Here is a 15763-nt window from a genome sequence, read left to right as displayed (position 1 = left end):
ATGAGTCACTCCACGGGTATCGAAACCTTTGGCGTCGAGCAGATTCCTGACGCCCAGCGCGATGCATCCCCCATCGACCTGTTCCGCCTCATCTTCGGTGGCGCCAACACCTTTGCCACGGCGGTGCTGGGCAGCTTTCCCGTGCTGTTCGGGCTGTCGTTCCAGGCCGGGGTGTGGGCGATCGTCCTCGGCGTTGCCGTCGGCGCGGTGATTCTTGCGCCCATGGGCTTGTTCGGCGCGCTCAATGGCACCAACAACGCGGTGTCGTCGGGCGCGCATTTCGGCGTGCACGGACGCATCGTCGGCTCCTTCCTGTCACTGCTGACCGCCGTGGCCTTCTTCTCACTCTCGGTGTGGAGTTCGGGTGACGCGTTGATTGGCGGCGCCAAACGCCTGGTCGGCTTGCCGGAAACCGACCTGACCCTGGGCCTGGCCTATGGCGTGTTCGCGGTGCTGGTGCTGGTGGTGTGCATCTATGGCTTCCGCTTCATGCTGTGGGTGAACAAGGTGGCGGTGTGGGCCTCCAGCCTGCTGTTCCTGCTCGGCCTCATGGCCTTTGCCGGGCCGTTCGATGCGAGCTACGCCGGCACGGTGAACCTGGCGCAGCCGGGCTTCTGGGCGGCCTTCATTGGCGCTGCGCTGCTGGCGATGAGCAATCCGGTGTCGTTCGGCGCCTTTCTCGGCGACTGGTCGCGCTACATCCCGCGCCAGACCCCCAAGCGCCGCATCATGCTGGCAGTGGTCGCGGCCCAGGCCGGCACGCTGATTCCGTTCCTGTTCGGCCTGTGCACCGCCACCCTGGTGGCCACCCAGGCGCCGCAGTACATCGAATCGAGCAATTACGTGGGCGGCCTGCTGGCGATTTCGCCCACCTGGTTCTTCCTGCCGGTGTGCCTGATTGCCCTGATCGGTGGCATGTCCACCGGCACCACGGCGCTGTATGGCACCGGCCTGGACATGTCGAGCCTGTTTCCGAAGGTGTTGAGCCGAGCGGTGGCCACCTTGTTGATCGGCGTAGCGGCGATTGCCTTCATCTTCATCGGCCGCTTTACCTTCAACCTGGTGCAGAGCGTGTCGACCTTCGCTGTGCTGATCGTGACCTGCACCAGCCCGTGGATGGTCATCATGATTCTCGGCCTGATCGTGCGCCGGGGCGTCTACCACGCCGATGACCTGCAGGTGTTCACCCGCGGTGAGCGCGGCGGTCGCTACTGGTTCCAGCATGGCTGGAACTGGCGTGGCCTGGGCGCCTGGATTCCCAGCGCGGCGACCGGCCTGTGCTTCGTCAACCTGCCGGGGCAGTTCGTCGGGCCGCTGGGCCACCTGGCCGGCGGCATCGACATCAGCCTGCCGCTCACCCTGGGCATGGCGGCGCTGCTGTACCTGGCACTGCTCAACCTGTTCCCTGAACCGGCCAGCGTGTACGGGCCTGCCGGTCCGTGCTGGGTCCGCGTGAGCGGCGCCAGCGGCGCCGACCTCAAGGGCGCAGGGATCGCCTGACCCTGCGCCGTGGGCGCTGCGGGTGCGCGGCGCCCGCCTGAACCTTTCTTCCAGAACAATGAGAACAACACCATGCTCCTGGATATCTCTGTAGTGATCGTTTACGCCGCCGGCATGCTGCTGCTCGGCTGGTTCGGCATGCGCCGCGCGCGCACCCAGGACGACTACCTGGTGGCCGGGCGCAACCTGGGCCCGGCCTTCTATATGGGCACCATGGCCGCCACCGTGCTGGGCGGCGCGGCCACGGTCGGTACCGTGCGCCTGGGCTATGTGCATGGCTTGTCGGGGTTCTGGCTGTGCGCCGCCCTGGGTGCCGGGATCATCGTGCTCAACCTGTTCCTGGCAAAGCCCCTGCTCAAGTTGCGCATCAGCACCGTGACGCAGATTCTGGAGCGTCGTTACACGCCCATGGCGCGTCAGGCCAGCGCCGTGGTGATGTTCGCCTATGCGCTGATGATTGCCGTCGTTTCGACCCTGGCCAGTGCCACCGTGCTGCAGGTGCTGTTCGACCTGCCGTTCATCACCGCCGTGCTGCTCGCCGGCGGTGTGGTGGTGGTGTATTCGAGCATCGGCGGCATGTGGTCGCTGACCTTGACCGACATCGTCCAGTTCGTGATCAAGACCGTGGGCCTGATGTTCGTGCTGCTGCCGATCTGCCTGTACCGCGTGGGCGGCTGGGACGCCCTGCACGCCAAGCTGCCGGACGCCGCGTTCAGCCTCAGCACCATTGGCTACGACACCATACTCACCTACTTCCTGATCTACTTCTTCGGCATCCTCATCGGCCAGGACATCTGGCAGCGCGTGTTCACCGCGCGCAGCGAAGGTGTGGCACGGGTGGCCGGTAGCATGGCCGGGGTGTACTGCGTGATCTACGGCCTGGTCGGTGCGCTGATCGGCATGTGCGCGAAAGTGCTGCTGCCGGACCTGGCCGACGCCAACAACGCCTTTGCCTCGATCGTGCAGAGCGCCCTGCCCGACGGCATTCGCGGCCTGGTAATCGCCGCTGCGCTGGCCGCGATGATGTCCACCGCCAGCGCCGGCCTGCTGGCCGCCTCGACCACCATCACCGAAGACCTGCTGCCGAAGCTGCGCAGGGGTCGGCCCTCGACCCTGGGCATGTCGCGTGCGTTCACCTTCCTCACCGGGCTGGTGGTGCTGAGTACTGCACTGGTGGTCAACGATGTGATCGGCGCCCTGACCCTGGCCTACAACCTGCTGGTCGGCGGCATCCTGATCCCGATGCTCGGTGCCATCTACTGGAAGCGTGCGACCACCACCGGGGCGATTCTGAGCATGGCGCTGGGCTGCGGCACGGCGTTGGTGTTCATGTTCCGCGACGGCCTGGAAGCCAACACGCCGATCTACTACAGCTTGTCGGTCGGCCTGCTGGCGTTCGTGCTGGGCAGCCTGCTGACCCGGCCGCAGGTGCATGCCACGCGCATCGCGTGAGTCGCAGCGCCGACCCCATTGCCGGTCCGCAGGCGCCGCCGCGTCGGCCTGACGCTGAGCGGTGACGCCGGCGGGCCGCGCGGCCTGCGCAACGCCCCTGACAGGCACGGTGCCAGGCGCTGCGGCCGATGCCCTCACAGGCGCTGCACGGCACCCGCCGACCTGCCTGCCGGACGGACTGGCAGCCGGTATTCCCCCTTACTTCCAAGGACAGCAGTATGACCACCTGTGGAGAATTTCTCGTCAAGCAGCTCCAGGCCTGGGGCGTCGATACCGTGTTCGGCATCCCCGGCGTGCACACCGTGGAGCTGTATCGCGGCCTGCCGAACAGCGGCGTGCGCCACATCACACCGCGGCACGAGCAAGGCGCCGGTTTCATGGCCGATGGCTACGCGCGGGTCAGCGGCAAGCCTGGGGTGTGCTTCATCATCACCGGGCCTGGGATGACCAATATCCTCACGGCAATGGGCCAGGCCTATGCCGATTCCATTCCCATGCTGGTGATCTCCAGCGTCAACGAGCGCAACCGCCTGGGCCTGGGCAACGGCTACCTGCACGAATTGCCCGACCAGCACGCGCTGGTGGCCGGAGTGGCTGCGTTCAGCCACACAGTGATGACGGTCGACGAGCTGCCCGACGCGCTCGCCCGTGCGTTCGCCGTATTCGACGGTCAGCGACCGCGCCCGGTGCACCTCGAGCTGCCGTTGGACGTGATCACGGCTCGCGCCGACCATTTGAGCCTGCAACCGCGCGTGGTCACTGCGCGCCCGGCCCCGTCGCCGGCGCTGATCGAGCAGGCAGTCCAGCGTTTGCAGCAGGCGCGCTGCCCGCTGCTGTTGATCGGCGGTGGCTGCGTCGCCTGGCCCGACGCCGTGCGCCGGCTGGCCGAAGCGCTGGATGCGCCGACGGCGCTGACCATCAATGCCAAAGGCCTGCTGCCACCCGCCCATCCCCTGCTGCTGGGCAGCAATCAGTCGCGAGTGCCGGTGCGGCAGCTGGTGCGGGAGGCTGACGTGGTGCTGGCCATTGGCACTGAGCTGGGCGAGACCGACTACGACGTGGTGTTCGACGGCAACTTTCAGATAGTGGGCGAGCTGATTCGCATCGATATCGACGCCGACCAACTCAAGCGCAATCACCCGCCGCTGCTGGCCATCCACAGCGATGCGGGGCTGGCCATCGAGGCGTTGCTCGGCGCGCTGCCGAGCCGTGCCGAGGCGGCCACAGGCACTGGCGCCACGCGCGTGGCTGGCGTGCAACGGCAACTGGCCGAAGACTTCAGCGGCTGGGCACATTACCGACACGTGTTCGCCTGCATCCTCGATGTCCTGCCCAGCGCCCGCTTCGTCGGCGATTCGACACAGACCGTGTACAGCGGCAACCACCTGGTGGACCTCGACGGCCCGCGGCGCTGGTTCAATTCGTCTACCGGCTACGGCACCCTAGGCTATGGCCTGCCAGCCGCCATCGGCGCCAAACTGGCCGAGCCAACGCGTCCGGTGATCAGCCTGATGGGCGACGGCGGCCTGCAGTTCACCGTGGCGGAACTGGCCAGCGCCGTGGAGGCGCGGGTGGGCGTGGTCATCCTGCTGTGGAACAACCACGGCTACGGCGAAATCAAGCGCTACATGGAGCGCCACGGCATTACCCCGCTGGGCGTCGACCTCTACACACCAGACTTCATTGCGATTGCCCGAGGCTTCGGCTGCCAGGCCGAACGCGCTCGCGACCACGCGCATCTGCAAACCTTGCTGCGCGAGGCACCGGAGGATCGCCCGCTGCTGATCGAAATCGCCGAGGCGCCGCCGTTTGCGCCCTGAGCGAGCCTGGCAGACGCCGCTGATCGCCGCCGCTTGCGCGCCCTGTGCGCTGAGCGGCGCGCTGCAAATGCGGCCGGCCCGGGCATGCCGGCAGAGGCAGGGTCATCTGCTCGAAGCAACGCTGCGGTGCGCCAGCCGGTTGCGCATTACCCCCATTGATCATTCGCCGCGCCGTTGCGCGGCTGCCGGAGTCCGTTCATGAACACCCCTCACTACATTGCCGGCCAGTGGGTCGACGGCCAAGGCGCTGACGTGCTCAGCGTGTTCGACCCTGCACGCGCCGAGGTGTTTGCCGAGCTGCGTGCTGCCAGCCGCGTCCAGGTCGACCAGGCGGTCGCCGCCGCGCGTTCCGCCCTGCCTGCCTGGAAGAACACCGCACCCGGCACCCGTGCCGGCTACCTGCGTGGCTTCGCAGGCGCCCTCGCGGCGCGGCGCCAGGCGCTGGTCGAGCTGCAGATGCGCAACAACGGCAAGCCACGCGCCGAGGCCGAGGTGGACATCGATGATGCCGTGGCGACCTTCACCTATTACGCCGACCTCGCCGACGATCTGGCCGCCCGCCAATACCGCCCGGTGGCCCTGGCTGCGCCCGGCTTCAGCGCACGCACCCGCCTGGAGGCCATCGGCGTGGTCGGGCTGATCGTGCCGTGGAACTTTCCCCTGGTCACCAGCGCCTGGAAAATCGCCCCGGCCCTGGCCGCCGGCTGCACGGTGGTGCTCAAGCCGTCGGAAGTCACACCACTCATCGAGCTGGCGTACGGCCAGATCGCCGAGGAACTGGGCCTGCCCGCAGGGGTGCTGAACATCGTCGGCGGCAAGGCTGAGGTAGGTGCGGCGCTGAGTGCGCACCCAGGCGTCGACAAACTCTCCTTCACCGGCAGCAACGCCGTGGGCAGCCGCGTGATGCACAGCGCCGCCGAGCAGTGCCGGCCGGTGACCCTGGAACTGGGCGGCAAGTCGGCGATCATCGTCTTCGATGACTGCGACATCGATCAGGCCATCGAGTGGATTATCGCTGGCATCGCCTGGAACGCAGGCCAGATGTGCTCGGCCACCTCGCGCCTGCTGATCCAAGAGGGTATCGCCGACGCCCTGCTGCCGCGCCTGGCCCAAGCACTGAGCACCCTGCGCCTGGGCAATCCTTTCGACGACGACATCGACATGGGCCCGCTGAGCAGCGAAGCGCAATGGCGCAAGGCGGGCGACTATTTCGCAGTGGCTGAACGGGAGGGCCTGCGCTGCCTGACGGGTGGGCAGAGGCTTGACCGTCAGGGCTGGTTCGTCGCGCCGACGCTCTATACCGACGTCCCCACTGACAGCCGGCTGTGGACCGAGGAAATTTTTGCTCCAGTGCTCTGCGCCCGACGCTTCACGCGTGAAGACGAAGCCATCGAACTGGCCAACGACAGCCGCTTCGGCCTGGTCGCCACGGTCGCCAGCGCCGACCTGCAGCGTGCCGAGCGGTGCGCTGCGGCCCTGGAGGTCGGCCATGTGTGGATCAACTCGATCCAGGCGGTGTTCGTGGAAACCTCATGGGGCGGTACCAAGGGCAGCGGCATCGGCCGCGAGCTGGGGCCGTGGGGGCTGAGTGCGTATCAGTCGGTGAAGCATGTGACGCGGTGTCTGGGGTGAAGTCATCCGTCATGGCAGTGGGCTTAGCGACCCGATCCATAGAGGGTCTTGTCGGGGCCAGCGGTCTTCCACGCGCCCCCGACCCTGGGGCTGCTCAGGCGGGCTCTGTCAGGCGAATCAGTGTCATGCGCCCCTTCACATTGACACGCTCGTGGAGCGGCCGGTCCGCCGCTCCGGGGTGCGGCGATGGCCGGCGTAGCCGGGTCGGGCTCCGCTTCGCACCAAAAGGCTCCATCGCAGCCTCAGGGCGGTGCAATCATGCGCCACGTAGGCGATGGCTTTCAAAGAACTACTGAAAAATCAACAACTTGAAAACTGGCACCACTCTTGCTCTGGTCAATTCCAACTTGGATACAAGATGGAGTTCCAGCGCATGCCCTCGACCGCCTTTACCCTGGCTGACTGGCAACAGGCCTACCGCGATGCGGCGCAACCTGCCGAGTTGCTGCACCGCCTGCTCAAGCAACTCGACAACGCCGACAACGCCTGGATCTGCCTGGCCAGCGCGGGCCAACTCGATGCGCAACTGAGCCACCTGCAGACCCTGCATGACAACGCCGCAGGCCGACTCGACGCGCTGCCGCTGTATGGCGTGCCCTTCGCCATCAAGGACAACATCGACGCCGCCGGCTGGCCCACCAGCGCGGGCTGCCCCTCGTTCGCCTATGCCGCCGCGCAGGATGCGACCGCCGTGGCACGCCTGCGTGCGGCCGGCGCCATTGTGATCGGCAAGACCAATCTGGACCAGTTCGCCACTGGCCTGGTCGGTACCCGCTCGCCGCATGGCGCGGTGGTCAACAGCTTCAACCCGGCCTATGTCAGCGGGGGCTCCAGCTCCGGTTCGGCCAGCGTGGTCGCACGGGGCCTGGTGCCCTTCTCGCTGGGCACCGACACCGCTGGCTCGGGCCGTGTGCCGGCCGGCTTCAACAATATCGTCGGGCTGAAACCGACCCGCGGCTGGCTGCCCACCACCGGTGTGGTTCCGGCCTGCCGCACCTTGGACTGCCTCTCGGTCTTTGCCCTCACCGTGCAGGATGCTGAAACAGTCGCCACGATCGCCAGCGGCGACGACGGCGCCGACCCTTACGCACGCCCCAACCCCAACCGCGCACCGGTGGGCATGCCCCGCCAACCGGTGTTCGCCGTGCCGGACAGCCTGGAGTTTTTCGCTGACCGCCAGGCGCAGGCCGCCTTCGCGCAGGCACTCGAACAGCTCAGCGCCCTTGGCGTGACCCTCAAGACCCTCGATTTCGGTCCCTTCCGCGAACTGGCCGAGCAGCTCTACTGCGGGCCATGGGTTGCCGAGCGCACAGTGGCCGTGGAGGGCGTCGACCCGGCGCACCTGGACCCGGTGGTGCGCGATATCGTCGCCAATGGCCACCGTTACAGCGCCTGCGATGCCTATAAGGCCGAGTACCGGCGCGCCGCGCTGAGTCGCACCCTCAACGCCGCACTGTCCGATTTCGACGCACTGGTGGTGCCCACCTCACCGACCATTCGCAGCCTGGCCGAGATGGCGCAGGAGCCGGTGCTGTTCAACAGCCAGTTCGGCACCTATACCAATTTCACCAACCTCGCCGACCTCTCGGCCCTGGCCCTGCCCGCCAGCCTGCGCGCGGACGGGCTGCCCGCCGGCATCACCCTGCTCGCCCCTGCCTGGCATGACCGCGCACTGGCGGCGTTTGGCAAACGCTGGCAGGCCAGCCTGGACCTGCCGCTGGGCGCCACTGGCCGGCGCCTGCCGGTGCAGCCTCCGGTACGCGCAGTACCGGCGGGCAGCGTGCGCCTCGCCGTGGTCGGCGCACACCTGACCGGCATGCCGCTGAACAGCCAGCTGACGCAGCGCGACGCAGTGCTGGTCGAGCAGACGCAGACCTCGCCCGACTACCGTCTCTACGCGCTGCCCGGCACCGTGCCGCCCAAACCAGGCCTGGCGCGCAGCGGCGACGGCGACTCGATCACCGTCGAGTTGTGGGACATCCCCCTGGCGCGCTTTGGCGAATTCGTCGCCGAGATTCCTGCACCGCTCGGCATCGGCACCTTGACCCTGGCCGACGGGCGCAGCGTCAAGGGCTTCATCTGCGAGCCGTGGGCCTTGACCGACGCCCGTGACATCACCCGTTTCGGCGGCTGGCGCGCGTTTATCGCCAGCACCCACGCCTGACCCGCGTTCCCTGCCGCCAACGCACACGCCGGTGCACGCCCTGTGAGGCGATCCACCCCCCGAAGAGGCAACGAGCATGTTCCAGACCGTACTGATCGCCAACCGTGGCGAAATCGCCGTGCGCGCCATCCGCACCCTCAAGCGCCTGGGCGTGAAAAGCGTGGCCGTGTATTCGGACGCCGACCGCAATGCCCCGCACGTGCGCGATGCCGATGTCGCCATCGCGTTGGGCGGCGACAAGCCGGCCGACAGCTACCTGCGCATCGACAAGATCCTTGCCGCGGCGCAGGCCACCGGCGCCCAGGCGATTTATCCCGGCTATGGCTTTCTCTCGGAAAGCGCCGAGTTCGCGCAAACCTGCGAAGACGCCAACATCGCCTTCGTGGGCCCTGATGCCGTGCACATCCGTGAATTCGGCCTCAAGCACCGCGCCCGTGAGCTGGCGGCCCAGGCGCAGGTGCCGATGGCCCCGGGCACCGCACTGCTGCACAGCCTGGAGCAGGCCCTGGCGGCGGCCCAGGACATCGGCTACCCCATCATGCTCAAGACCACCGCCGGCGGTGGCGGCATTGGCCTGACGCGCTGCGCCGACGCCGACGCGCTGGCCAGTGCCTATGACAGCGTCAAGCGCATGGGCGAGCAGTTTTTCAGCGACGCCGGGGTGTTCATCGAGCGCTTCGTCGATCAGGCGCGGCATGTCGAAGTGCAGATCTTCGGTGACGGCAACGGCCGTGTCGTCGCCCTCGGCGAACGCGACTGCTCGCTGCAACGGCGCAACCAGAAAGTGCTCGAAGAGACCCCCGCGCCGCACCTGCCCCAGGCCACCCGCGAGCGCCTGCACGCTGCCGCCATCGAACTGGGAGAATCGGTGCGCTACCGCAGCGCCGGCACCGTCGAGTTCATCTACGACGCCGCGCGTGACGCCTTCTACTTCCTCGAAGTGAACACCCGCCTGCAGGTCGAGCACCCGGTGACCGAGCAGGTCACCGGCCTGGACCTGATCGAGTGCATGCTGCGCCTGGCCGCAGGCGACGCGCTGGACTGGACTGCGCTGAGCCGCGCTGCGCAGGGCGTTGCCATCGAAGTGCGGCTGTACGCCGAAGACCCACTGAAACACTTCCAGCCCAGCCCCGGCGTACTCACCGACGTGCAGTTTCCGGACAACGTACGCGTCGACGGCTGGGTCAGCACCGGCAGCGAGGTGTCGGCCTTCTATGACCCGATGCTGGCCAAGCTGATCGTGCATGCCGCCACCCGCGATCACGCCATTGCCGCGCTGCAGACTGCACTGGGCGAAACGCGCCTGCACGGTATCGCCACCAACCTCGATTACCTGCGCCAGGTGGTGGCCGACCCGCGCTTTCGCAACGCGCAGGTCCACACCCGCCTGCTCGACGACCTGCCCTACGCCGCCCAAGTGATCGAAGTGCTCGAGCCCGGTACGTGCAGCAGCGTGCAGGACTTCCCCGGTCGCCTGGGCTACTGGGACATCGGCGTGCCACCGTCCGGGCCGATGGACGATTACGCCTTCCGCCTGGGCAACCGCATCGTTGGCAACCACGCCAGCGCGGCCGGGCTGGAGTTCACCTTGCAGGGGCCGACCCTGCGCTTCCACAGCGCTGCCGTGGTCGCCCTGACCGGCGCCGACTGCCCTGCCACGCTGGACGCCGAGCCTGTGCCTTACTGGACTCCGATCGTGGTCAAGGCGGGCCAGGTGCTCACACTTGGCCGCGCGACCCACGGTTGCCGCACTTACCTGGCCGTGCGCCGCGGCTTCGATGTGCCGGTGTACCTGGGGAGCCGCTCGACCTTCGCCTTGGGCCAGTTCGGTGGCCACGCCGGGCGTACCCTGCGCGCCGGCGACATGCTCGGCATTTCCCAGGACCTGCCCGCCTGCACCACACCTGCGCCGGTCAGCGCGCCGCAGGCACTCGAGGCCTCGCTGATCCCCCACTACACCCGCACCTGGAGCATCGGCGTGCTCTACGGCCCGCACGGCGCGCCGGATTTCTTCACGGCCGAGGCCATCGAGGCCTTTTTCGCCGCCGACTGGCAGGTGCACTACAACTCCAATCGCCTCGGCGTGCGCCTGAGCGGGCCGAAGCCCAGCTGGGCCCGTACCGACGGTGGCGAAGCCGGGCTGCATCCGTCCAATGTGCATGATTGCGAGTACGCCATCGGGGCGATCAACTTTACCGGCGACTTCCCGGTGATCCTGGGCAAAGACGGCCCGAGCCTGGGCGGTTTCGTCTGCCCGGTGACCATCGCCAAGGCCGAGCTGTGGAAGGTCGGCCAGGTCAAGCCCGGCGACACCCTGCGTTTTCACCCGATCAGCTTCGCGCAGGCGCAAGCGTTGGAACAGGCACAACTGGACAGCCTGCTCAGCCTCAAGGCCACACAGGCGCCGCAGCTGCCCGCGCCCAGCCTGCAACCCGGTGACACCGTCTCGGCCACCGTGCTGGCGCAACTGCCCGCCGAGGGCAGCCGCCCGCGGGCGGTCTATCGCCAGGCCGGCGACGCCTACCTGCTGCTCGAATACGGCGACAATGTGCTCGACCTGGCGCTGCGCCTGCGTGTGCATATGCTGATGGAGGCGCTCAAGGCGCAGCCTTTGGCCGGCCTGGAAGAACTGGCGCCGGGGGTGCGTTCGCTGCAACTGCGTTACGACAGCCGCGTGCTGCATCAGCAGACCCTGCTCGCTCACCTGCTGCGCCTGGAACACGCGCTGGGCGATGTCGCATCGGTCAAGGTGCCGTCGCGCATCGTCCACCTGCCCATGACCTTCGAAGACAGCGCCACCCTCGGCGCGGTGACGCGCTACAGCGAGACCGTGCGCAGCCAGGCGCCGTGGTTGCCGAACAATGTCGACTTCATCCAGCGCGCCAATGGCCTGGCGAGCCGCGAGCAGGTGCGCGACATTCTTTTCGACGCCCGCTACCTGGTGCTGGGCCTGGGCGATGTCTACCTCGACGCACCGTGCGCCGTGCCCCTCGACCCGCGCCACCGGCTGCTCAGTTCCAAGTACAACCCGGCGCGCACCTACACCGCCGAAGGCACCGTGGGCATCGGCGGCATGTACATGTGCATCTACGGCATGGACTCGCCCGGCGGCTACCAATTGGTGGGGCGGACCGTGCCGATCTGGAACACCTTCGTGAAGAATCCGCAGTTCGCCGACGGTCAGCCGTGGCTGCTGCAGTTCTTTGACCAGGTGCAGTTCTACCCGGTCAGCCAAGCGCAGCTCGATGACTGGCGTGAAGCCTTTCGCGAAGGCCGTGCGCAGATACGCATCGAACACAGCACCTTCGATTTCGCCGAGTACCGGCAGTTTCTCGCGGACAACGCAGCGAGCATCGAACACTTCCAGGCCCAGCAGAAGCAGGCCTTCGACGCCGAAGCGCTGCGCTGGCATGACCAGCAAGACGACAACCACACGGCGCCCGCCCCACCTCAGGACGAGGCGCAGGCCGTGGATGGCCATCTGGTCAGCGCCGACCTGTGCGGCAGTGTGTGGAAGGTGCTGGTCGAACCGGGGCAGCACGTTCAGGCCGGCGCCACGCTGCTGGTGGTCGAAGCCATGAAGATGGAACTGGCGGTGCTTGCCCCGGTGGCCGGCACGGTCACCTCGGTGCGCTGCCAGCCCGGCAAGGCCATCGCGCCGGGCGATGCGCTGCTCACCCTCGCACCCAGCGAGGCCGCCTGAGATGCCGTTGGGCGATCCGCTCGAGCACCCCAGGGTGCGCCCACAGAACCTCGCCGAACGCATTTATTGCCAGCTCAAGGACGACATCTTCGAGTTTCGCCTGCTACCCGGTGACCGTTTCAGCGAAGGCGAGATTGCGGCGCGCATGGCAGCCAGCCGCACGCCGGTGCGTCAGGCGCTGTATCGCCTGGAGCGCGAGGGCTATCTGGCGGTGCACTTTCGCAGTGGCTGGCAGCTCAAACCGTTCGATTTCCAGCGCTTCGAAGAGCTCTACGACGTGCGCATCGTGCTGGAGCTGGCGGCGGTCAAGCGCCTGTGCGAGCGCCAGGCAGGCCCCACCCCGCCGCTGCTGGAGGGGCTGGCCCGCGTGTGGAAGGTTCCGCCCCAACAGCGCCTGGCGGACGGCCGCGAGGTCGCCCGGCTCGACGAGGCATTCCACTGCCAGTTGGTCGAGGCCACCGGCAATGGCGAGATGGCGCGGCTGCACAGCGAGGTCAGCGAACGGATTCGGATTCTGCGGCGCCTGGACTTCACCCAGCCCTCGCGGGTCGAGGCGACCTATGACGAGCACGCGCGCATTCTCGAGGCGATCCTCTCACGCCGCTGCGACACGGCCCAACAGCTGTTGCAGAGCCACATCGACCTCAGCAAGGCGCAAGTGCGCCAGATCACCCTGCACCGGCTGCACGCGGCGCACCAGCGGGCCGTCTCGGCGCCTGCATGAGGCGCGTGTAGAGGGGGTGCGCCAACGGTCTGCAGACAGGCCGAGCGAGGCACTGACCAGGGGAGCGCTCAGCGTGCCCCGCGCAACGCTTGCACACAGCGTTGCTGGCGCTGTTGGGCAGCGTAGGTCACCTGCGGCCACAGGCGCACCGTCTCGCCGGGCAGGCACTGCGCCAGCCGCGCCACGGCCAATGGGCTGAGCGCGCCCAGGCGCGGGTAGCCGCCGATGGTCTGGCGGTCGTTGAGCAGGATGATCGGCTGGCCGTCGGGCGGCACCTGCACCGCGCCCAGGGGAATGCCTTCGGAGATCAGGCCCGGTCCGCGGTAGTGCAGCGGCTCACCGGTCAGGCGCAGGCCCATGCGGTCGCTGCGCACATCCACCGTCCAGGGCTGGTTGAAGGCGTTGAACAGGCTCTGCCCAGTGAAGCCGCTGGCCTGGGCACCGAGGATCAGCTCCAGGTGCGCGGGGCTGCGCAGGTCAGGGATCAGCGCCGTGGGCACGGCGCGTGGCGCGCAGGCGCTAGCCGCAGCGCTGGATACGGCCCTGGCGGCAGGCTTGGAGGCGGCGCTGAAGACAGGCTCGCAGGCTGCGCGGGACGCAGTCTCAGAGGCGGCACCTGATGCACCTTCAGGTGCATCCCCACCTGCAGCACCCGAGGCGGCGTGACGTGCTGCGGCGTCGGCCAATGCAGTTGCAACGGCGCCTGGCGAACCGGCTTCGCCATACCCCATCAACCGATCACCCTCGCGCAAGGCGCTTCCGCGCCCATCCAGACCGCCCACGCCCTCACGGCTGACCGTCGCGCAACTGCCTGCCAGCGACGGCGCCTGCACCCCACCCGGCACCGCCAGGTACGCCCGCGCGCCCAGCCGCGGGCTGGCGAAGCGCAGGCGCTGTCCGGCCTTGACCGCGAACGGTTGCCAGACGGCCAGCGGCTGGCCATCGAGGGTGGCACCCAGGTCGGCGCCCGCCAGGGCCAGCCAGCCCTCGCCCTGGCATTGCAGCTGTAACCCGCCCAGGGTGATTTCCACCACGGCGGCGTCCAGGGCGTTGCCCAGCATCCAGTTGGCCCAGTGCTGCGCCAGCCAGTCCAACGCACCGCCCTGTGTCAGCCCCAAGTGGCGCACGCCGCTGCGGCCGGCATCCTGCACGCTGGCATAGGGGCCGCACTTTTCCACGATCAATACGCTCATGCGCGGGTCTCCATGGGCGTTTCGTCGCCACCCAAACGTAGGAATTCATCACGTTGCACCGGCTCGAAGCGTACCCGGTCACCCGGGCGCAGCAGGCTGAAGCCCTCCAGCGACGGGTCGAACAAGCGCGCCGGGCTGCGCCCCACCAGGTTCCAGCCGCCGGGGGACACCGCCGGATAGATCGCCGTCTGCCGCTCGGCGATGCCGACGCTGCCCGCAGCCACGGCTTGCCGGGGCGTGGCCAGGCGCGGGCTGGCCAGGCGTGGGTCGACCAGGCCCATGAAGGCAAAGCCAGGCGCAAAACCCAACGCGAACACCGAATACGCGCGGCCGCTGTGCAGGGCGATCAGCGCGTCCACACGCAAGCCCCGTTGCCGGGCCAGGGATTCGAGGTCCGGCCCGACGCTGGGGTGATACCACACCGGCAGGGACAACTCGCGGCCGCTGTCGGCCGTGCTCGGCTGCAGGTCCTTGAGGGCCTGCTCACACAAGGCGCGGGCCTGAGCATCGTCCAGCCGGGTCAGGTCGTAGTGCAGCATCAGCGTGGTGTAGGACGGCACCAGGTCCACCAGCGCCGCACCGAACGCTGCGCGCAGTTGCTCGGCGGCGGCCAGGAGCCAGGGCACATTGGCTTCGTCGATGGCGTCGAACAGGCGCAGGGTCAGGCAGTCGATGGCGGCGACTTCGACGCGCAGCTTCATGCCGGCAGCCCGTCGAGGGCGTGGCGAATCTGCCGCACGGCGGCCACCGACGCTGGATTGTCGCCGTGCACGCAGAGGGTATCGACCTGCAGGCGCAAGGCGCTGCCGTCGCGGGTGATCAAGGGCTCGCCACGGGCCAGGCCCAGCGCCTGGGCCACCACCTGCGCCGGCTCATGGTGCACCGCACCCGGCAGGCGGCGGCTGACCAGTTGGCCATCGGGCTCGTAGGCGCGGTCGGCGAAGGCCTCGAACCAGAGGGTCAGGCCATGTTCGCCGGCCAGCTGGCGACTGGCCGTGGTGTCGGCGGTGGCCATGAGCATCAGCGGCAGCTGCGGGTCGTAGGCCCGCACGGCGCGCATCACGGCGCGCAGGCGCACAGGGTCGGCCATCATGTCGTTGTACAGTGCACCGTGGGGTTTGACGTATTGCACGCGGCTCCCCTCGGCGCGGCACATCGCTTCCAGCGCGCCGAGCTGGTAGAGCACCAGGTCTTCGATTTCCTGCGCCGAGCAGCCCATGCTGCGGCGGCCGAACCCGGCGAGGTCCGGATACGCCGGGTGCGCGCCGATGCGCACCTGATGCTTGACCGCCAAGGCCACGGTACGCCGCATGATGCCGGGGTCACCGGCGTGGAAACCGCAGGCGATGTTGGCGCAGTCGATCAAGGGCATGACCTCTTCATCCAGGCCCATGGACCAGGCGCCGAAGCTTTCGCCGATATCGCAGTTGAGCATGGGACGTATCATTAAGGCCTCCGCCAGTGACTGAGGGGCTGATGTTCGGGCCCGCAGCGCTTGTGCGCTCGACAGGCGCTGTGTGACAAGTTGAGACCCTATGCCGAGCGCGGTGCCTGGGGCAAGCCTGCGGTATCAAC

10 protein-coding genes are annotated in these 15763 nt (G+C 68.1%); 7 read left to right on the top strand and 3 right to left on the bottom strand.

Annotated features, from left to right (window positions below):
- The 7 genes from SJI00_RS06720 to SJI00_RS06690 all read left to right on the top strand — a co-directional run bounded on the left by SJI00_RS06720 (position 1) and on the right by SJI00_RS06690 (position 12995).
- Positions 1–1500 carry a purine-cytosine permease family protein gene (locus SJI00_RS06720; RefSeq protein WP_322460949.1) on the top strand — a complete coding sequence of 500 codons (1500 nt, stop codon included), beginning with the start codon at positions 1–3 and terminating at the stop codon, positions 1498–1500.
- A 72-nt stretch (positions 1501–1572) separates the two neighbouring features.
- Entirely contained in the window at positions 1573–2952 is a 1380-nt protein-coding gene (locus tag SJI00_RS06715) for a sodium:solute symporter family protein (RefSeq protein WP_322460948.1), read from the top strand.
- A gap of 218 nt (positions 2953–3170) precedes the next feature.
- Positions 3171–4772 (top strand): 5-guanidino-2-oxopentanoate decarboxylase, encoded by a 1602-nt coding sequence (locus SJI00_RS06710; protein ID WP_322460947.1) that lies wholly within the window; start codon positions 3171–3173, stop codon positions 4770–4772.
- Between the two features lie 198 nt (positions 4773–4970).
- Positions 4971–6404: an aldehyde dehydrogenase family protein gene (locus SJI00_RS06705; protein WP_322460946.1), complete on the top strand. Its 1434-nt coding sequence runs from the start codon at positions 4971–4973 to the stop codon at positions 6402–6404.
- A 373-nt stretch (positions 6405–6777) separates the two neighbouring features.
- Positions 6778–8568 (top strand): allophanate hydrolase, encoded by a 1791-nt coding sequence (gene atzF / locus SJI00_RS06700; protein ID WP_322460945.1) that lies wholly within the window; start codon positions 6778–6780, stop codon positions 8566–8568.
- Between the two features lie 76 nt (positions 8569–8644).
- A complete protein-coding gene (uca, locus tag SJI00_RS06695; protein WP_322460944.1) occupies positions 8645–12271 on the top strand; it encodes an urea carboxylase in 3627 nt (1208 codons plus the stop codon).
- Position 12272: 1 nt separating this feature from the next.
- Positions 12273–12995 (top strand): GntR family transcriptional regulator, encoded by a 723-nt coding sequence (locus tag SJI00_RS06690; protein ID WP_322460943.1) that lies wholly within the window; start codon positions 12273–12275, stop codon positions 12993–12995.
- A gap of 68 nt (positions 12996–13063) precedes the next feature.
- Here the strand turns inward: SJI00_RS06690 and SJI00_RS06685 are convergent, their stop codons facing one another.
- Genes SJI00_RS06685 through SJI00_RS06675 form a run of 3 tightly spaced genes read right to left on the bottom strand, consistent with a single transcriptional unit; the run spans position 13064 to position 15635 of the window.
- A complete protein-coding gene (locus SJI00_RS06685) occupies positions 13064–14188 on the bottom strand; it encodes a 5-oxoprolinase subunit C family protein (protein ID WP_322460942.1) in 1125 nt (374 codons plus the stop codon).
- The gene (locus SJI00_RS06680) at positions 14185–14889 is read right to left on the bottom strand and encodes a 5-oxoprolinase subunit B family protein (RefSeq protein WP_322460941.1); all 705 of its coding nucleotides are present in this window, start codon (positions 14887–14889) and stop codon (positions 14185–14187) included. The genes SJI00_RS06685 and SJI00_RS06680 overlap by 4 nt, the downstream gene beginning before the upstream one ends.
- On the bottom strand, positions 14886–15635 hold the full coding sequence (locus SJI00_RS06675; RefSeq protein ID WP_322460940.1) for a 5-oxoprolinase subunit PxpA: 750 nt from the start codon (positions 15633–15635) through the stop codon (positions 14886–14888). Before SJI00_RS06675 ends, SJI00_RS06680 begins: the two co-directional genes overlap by 4 nt.
- Positions 15636–15763 lie beyond the last annotated feature (128 nt).

This window comes from Pseudomonas gebzensis (assembly GCF_034427815.1).
GTDB lineage: Bacteria > Pseudomonadota > Gammaproteobacteria > Pseudomonadales > Pseudomonadaceae > Aquipseudomonas.
This window is presented reverse-complemented; position numbering and strand designations above follow the sequence as displayed.

Coding starts and splice junctions, on each gene's coding strand:
- SJI00_RS06680 (WP_322460941.1), bottom strand. CDS start 14,889: ATGAAGCTGCGCGTCGAAGTCGCCGCCATCGACTGCCTGACCCTGCGC.
- SJI00_RS06675 (WP_322460940.1), bottom strand. CDS start 15,635: ATGATACGTCCCATGCTCAACTGCGATATCGGCGAAAGCTTCGGCGCC.
- SJI00_RS06690 (WP_322460943.1), top strand. CDS start 12,273: ATGCCGTTGGGCGATCCGCTCGAGCACCCCAGGGTGCGCCCACAGAAC.
- SJI00_RS06685 (WP_322460942.1), bottom strand. CDS start 14,188: ATGAGCGTATTGATCGTGGAAAAGTGCGGCCCCTATGCCAGCGTGCAG.
- atzF (WP_322460945.1), top strand. CDS start 6,778: ATGCCCTCGACCGCCTTTACCCTGGCTGACTGGCAACAGGCCTACCGC.
- SJI00_RS06705 (WP_322460946.1), top strand. CDS start 4,971: ATGAACACCCCTCACTACATTGCCGGCCAGTGGGTCGACGGCCAAGGC.
- uca (WP_322460944.1), top strand. CDS start 8,645: ATGTTCCAGACCGTACTGATCGCCAACCGTGGCGAAATCGCCGTGCGC.
- SJI00_RS06715 (WP_322460948.1), top strand. CDS start 1,573: ATGCTCCTGGATATCTCTGTAGTGATCGTTTACGCCGCCGGCATGCTG.
- SJI00_RS06720 (WP_322460949.1), top strand. CDS start 1: ATGAGTCACTCCACGGGTATCGAAACCTTTGGCGTCGAGCAGATTCCT.
- SJI00_RS06710 (WP_322460947.1), top strand. CDS start 3,171: ATGACCACCTGTGGAGAATTTCTCGTCAAGCAGCTCCAGGCCTGGGGC.